This is a genomic window from Aquabacterium sp. (genome assembly GCF_016234775.1).
Classification (GTDB): domain Bacteria; phylum Pseudomonadota; class Gammaproteobacteria; order Burkholderiales; family Burkholderiaceae_C; genus Aquabacterium.
In genome coordinates, this window is record NZ_JACRAH010000013.1 from 1 (window position 1) to 4680 (window position 4680).

5 protein-coding genes are annotated in these 4680 nt (G+C 60.2%); all 5 read left to right on the forward strand.

Features of this window, described 5'->3' with window-relative positions; genetic code table 11:
- Positions 1 to 1765, forward strand: a 1765-nt coding sequence (gene sdhA, locus HY836_RS04455; protein ID WP_290673962.1) for a succinate dehydrogenase flavoprotein subunit, incomplete at its 5' end; no start/stop codon positions are given.
- A gap of 30 nt (positions 1766 to 1795) precedes the next feature.
- Positions 1796 to 2506: a succinate dehydrogenase iron-sulfur subunit gene (locus HY836_RS04460; RefSeq protein WP_290673964.1), complete on the forward strand. Its 711-nt coding sequence runs from the start codon at positions 1796 to 1798 to the stop codon at positions 2504 to 2506.
- A 54-nt stretch (positions 2507 to 2560) separates the two neighbouring features.
- Entirely contained in the window at positions 2561 to 2851 is a 291-nt protein-coding gene (locus HY836_RS04465; RefSeq protein ID WP_290673966.1) for a succinate dehydrogenase assembly factor 2, read from the forward strand.
- Positions 2852 to 2988: 137 nt separating this feature from the next.
- On the forward strand, positions 2989 to 4299 hold the full coding sequence (gltA, locus tag HY836_RS04470; protein WP_290673968.1) for a citrate synthase: 1311 nt from the start codon (positions 2989 to 2991) through the stop codon (positions 4297 to 4299).
- Positions 4300 to 4492: 193 nt separating this feature from the next.
- Positions 4493 to 4680, forward strand: a 188-nt coding sequence (locus HY836_RS04475) for an aconitase family protein (RefSeq protein ID WP_290673970.1), incomplete at its 3' end; no start/stop codon positions are given.

Here is a 4680-nt window from a genome sequence, read left to right on the forward strand (position 1 = left end):
TACTTCCCTTCCTACCCGCAAGTTTGACGTCGTGATCGTCGGGGCCGGCGGCTCCGGCATGCGCGCGTCGCTGCAACTGTCTCTGGCTGGCCTGAACGTGGCCGTGCTGTCCAAGGTCTTCCCCACCCGTTCGCACACGGTGGCCGCTCAGGGCGGTATCGGTGCCTCGCTGGGCAATATGTCCGAAGACAACTGGCACTATCACTTCTTCGACACCATCAAGGGCTCTGACTACCTGGGTGACCAGGACGCCATCGAGTTCATGTGCCGTGAAGCGCCCAAGGTCGTGTACGAGCTGGAACACTTCGGCATGCCGTTCGACCGCAATGCCGACGGCACCATCTACCAGCGCCCATTCGGTGGCCACACGGCCAACTACGGCGAAAAGCCCGTGCAACGCGCTTGCGCTGCGGCTGACCGTACCGGCCACGCCCTGCTGCACACGCTGTACCAGCAAAACGTCAAGGCCCGCACCCAGTTCTTCGTGGAATGGATGGCGCTGGACCTGATCCGTGATGCTGAAGGCGACGTGGTCGGCGTGACCGCCCTGGAAATGGAAACCGGCGATGTGCACGTGCTGCACGCCAAGACCGTGTTGTTCGCCACCGGTGGCGCCGGCCGCATCTTCCAGGCTTCCACCAATGCCTTCATCAACACCGGTGACGGCCTGGGGATGGCTGCCCGCGCTGGCATCCCGCTGGAGGACATGGAGTTCTGGCAGTTCCACCCCACTGGCGTGGCCGGTGCTGGCGTGCTGCTGACCGAAGGCTGCCGTGGTGAAGGCGCCATCCTGCGCAACGCCAATGGCGAGCGCTTCATGGAGCGTTACGCCCCGACCCTGAAGGATCTGGCCCCGCGTGACTTTGTGTCCCGCTCGATGGACCAGGAAATCAAGGAAGGCCGTGGCTGCGGTCCCAACAAGGACTACGTCCTGCTGGACATGACCCACCTGGGCGCCGACACCATCATGAAGCGCCTGCCTTCGGTGTTCGAGATTGGCCATAATTTTGCCAACGTCGACATCACCAAGGAGCCGATCCCTGTGGTGCCCACCATCCACTATCAGATGGGCGGTATCCCCACGAACGTGCACGGTCAAGTGGTCGTGCCCGCCAACGGCAAGCCCAACGAAATCATCAACGGTCTGTACGCCGTGGGTGAGTGCTCCTGCGTGTCGGTGCACGGCGCCAACCGCCTGGGCACCAACTCGCTGCTGGACTTGGTCGTGTTCGGTCGCGCCGCTGGCAACCACATTGTCGAGTTCGCCAGCAAGACCAAGGCGCACAAGCCGCTGCCCAAGGACGCTGCTGACTTCACCATGTCGCGCCTGGCTCGCCTGGACAGCGCCAAGAGCGGCGAGTACTCGCAAGACGTGGCCAACGAGATGCGCGCCACGATGCAGGCCCACGCTGGTGTGTTCCGCACACAAAAGAGCATGGACGAAGGCGTCAAGAAGATCGCTGCCGTGCGAGAGCGCGTCAAGTCGATCGGCCTGAAGGACAACTCCAAGGTCTTCAACACCGCCCGCATCGAAGCCCTGGAAGTCGACAACCTGATCGAAGCCGCACAAGCCACCATGGTGGCTGCTGCAGCCCGTCCGGAAAGCCGTGGCGCCCACGCCCACGACGACTTCCCGAACCGCGACGATGCCAACTGGATGAAGCACTCGCTGTGGTACTCCGAAGGCAACCGCCTGGACTACAAGCCTGTGAACCTGACGCCGCTGACCGTGGAATCGGTGCCGCCTAAGGTCCGTACCTTCTGATCCCGTAGCGCCAACCTTCAGGAATCGAACATGAGCACTCAAAAGCGCACTTTCCAAATCTACCGCTACGATCCGGACAAGGATGCCAAGCCCTACATGCAGACCATCGAGATCGAACTCGACGGTCACGAGCGCATGCTGCTGGACGCCTTGATCAAGCTCAAGGCTGTGGACCCGACCCTGTCGTTCCGCCGCTCCTGCCGTGAAGGCGTCTGCGGTTCGGACGCCATGAACATCAACGGCAAGAACGGTCTGGCCTGCCTGACCAACATGCGCACGCTGCCTGGCACGATCGTGCTCAAGCCGCTGCCAGGTCTGCCTGTGGTCCGCGATCTGATCGTGGACATGACCCAGTTCTTCAAGCAGTACAACTCCATCAAGCCTTACCTCATCAACGACTCGCTGCCGCCTGAAAAAGAGCGTCTGCAGTCGCCTGAAGAGCGCGAAGAGCTCGACGGTCTGTACGAGTGCATCCTGTGTGCCAGCTGCTCGACCAGCTGCCCCAGCTTCTGGTGGAACCCCGACAAGTTCGTGGGGCCTGCCGGTCTGCTGCAGGCCTACCGCTTCATCGCCGACAGCCGCGATCAGGCCACGTCCGAGCGCCTGGACAACCTGGAAGACCCCTATCGTCTGTTCCGTTGCCACACCATCATGAACTGCGTGGATGTCTGCCCGAAGGGCCTGAACCCCACGAAGGCCATTGGCAAGATCAAGGAACTGATGGTCAAGCGCGCTGTTTGATCAATCTGATCGACACGCGACCCCGACTGTTTTAGACCTCTAAGAATCACCCCGATGACCGACACCAGCCCAGCAGCCGACCAGGCACCCGATGCGGATGTGCTGAGGCGTCTGCGCTGGCGCTGTCGTCGGGGGCTGCTTGAAAACGACTTGTTCATTGACAAGTTTTTTGACAAGTACGGCGATAGTTTGACAACAGGCCTGGTCCAAGGCTTGCTTCAGTTGATGGACCTGTCAGACAATGATCTGCTGGATCTGCTTTTGGCCCGCAAGGAGCCTGAAGGTGATCTGGTCAATTCAGAAGTCACGCAGGTGCTGTCGATGATGCGGGTTGCCAAGGCCTGAGTCTGGCTTGTTCGTCAGGATTCATCCCCTCAGTCAAATGGCTGAAGGGTGTGGACTAAGACCCATAATGCCGGCTAAGGAATAATCCCTAGTCACCGATAATTTTTCCCACACAAGACCGACCCCTAGGAGTGCTCATGACACCGTCCGACGTGAAAGCCACCCTGTCGTTTTCAGACGGCAGCCCCAGCATGGAACTGCCCATTTACAAGGGTTCAGTCGGCCCGGATGTGATTGACATCCGCAAGCTGTACGGCCAGACCGGCAAGTTCACCTACGACCCTGGCTTCCTGTCCACTGCTTCGTGTAACTCGAAGATCACCTACATCGATGGTGACAAGGGTGAGCTGCTGTACCGCGGCTACCCCATCGAGCAACTGGCTACCAACTGCGACTTCCTGGAAACCTGCTACCTGCTGCTGAACGGCGAACTGCCCAATGCAACGGAAAAGTCGGAATTCGTGGCCCGCGTGACCAACCACACCATGGTCAACGAGCAGATGCAGTTCTTCCTGCGTGGTTTCCGTCGTGATGCGCACCCGATGGCTGTGCTGACCGGTCTGGTGGGCGCGCTGTCGGCCTTCTATCACGACAGCACCGACATCAACAATCCTGAGCACCGCAAGGTTGCCGCCATCCGCTTGATCGCCAAGTTGCCCACCCTGGTGGCCATGGCTTACAAGTATTCGATCGGCCAACCCTTCGTCTACCCGAAGAACAACCTGTCGTACACCGAGAACTTCATGCACATGATGTTCGCGACGCCGTGCGAAGAGTACAAGGTCAACGACGTGCTGGTGCGCGCCATGGACCGCATCTTCATCCTGCACGCCGACCACGAGCAGAACGCCTCGACCTCGACCGTGCGTCTGTGCGGTTCGTCCGGTACCAACCCGTTCGCAGCCATCGCTGCTGGCGTGGCCTGCCTGTGGGGCCCTGCTCACGGTGGCGCCAACGAAGCCGCGCTGAACATGCTGGAAGACATCCAGCGCAATGGCGGTGTCGAAAAGATCGGTGACTTCATCGCTCAGGTCAAGGACAAGAATTCCAGCGTCAAGCTGATGGGCTTCGGTCACCGCGTGTACAAGAACTACGACCCACGCGCCAAGCTGATGCGTGAAACCTGCCACGAAGTGCTGACTGAACTGGGCCTGCAAAACGACCCGATGTTCAAGCTGGCCATGGCCCTGGAAAAGATCGCCCTGGAAGACGATTACTTCGTGTCGCGCAAGCTGTACCCGAACGTCGACTTCTACTCCGGCATCGTTCAGCGCGCCATCGGCATCCCCGTGCAGCTGTTCACCGCCATCTTCGCCCTGGCACGTACCGTGGGCTGGATTGCCCAGCTGGACGAAATGATCGGCGATCCCGAGTACAAGATCGGTCGTCCCCGTCAGCTGTTCGTCGGCGCCGACAAGCGTGACGTCAAGCCGATCGCTTCGCGCTGATCTGCTGCTCGTCTCAAACTATCAAAACCCCGGCTTGCCGGGGTTTTTTTGTATTCGGCGCGCCGAATCGACCCGAAAACCCTTTTCCACAAGGAAACCCGGCCTCCGTGTGGGGCATTTCTTCGCACGGGTGCCTTAAAATCGTCATCTTTTCCCCACTCGGGGCCTTCCGGCCCTTTGCGCATCGAGCATCATGGGACGCACCCTCTACGACAAGATCTGGGACGAGCACGTCGTCCACACCGAAGAAGACGGCACTGCCGTGCTGTACATCGACCGTCATCTGGTGCATGAAGTCACCAGCCCGCAAGCCTTCGAAGGGCTGGACATCGCCGGCCGCAAGGTCTGGCGCCTGTCTGCCAATCTGGCTGTGAGCGATCA

Excerpts from the sequence above, each read along its gene's own strand:
- HY836_RS04460 (WP_290673964.1), top strand. The coding sequence starts at position 1,796 with ATGAGCACTCAAAAGCGCACTTTCCAAATCTACCGCTACGATCCGGAC.
- HY836_RS04465 (WP_290673966.1), top strand. The coding sequence starts at position 2,561 with ATGACCGACACCAGCCCAGCAGCCGACCAGGCACCCGATGCGGATGTG.
- gltA (WP_290673968.1), top strand. The coding sequence starts at position 2,989 with ATGACACCGTCCGACGTGAAAGCCACCCTGTCGTTTTCAGACGGCAGC.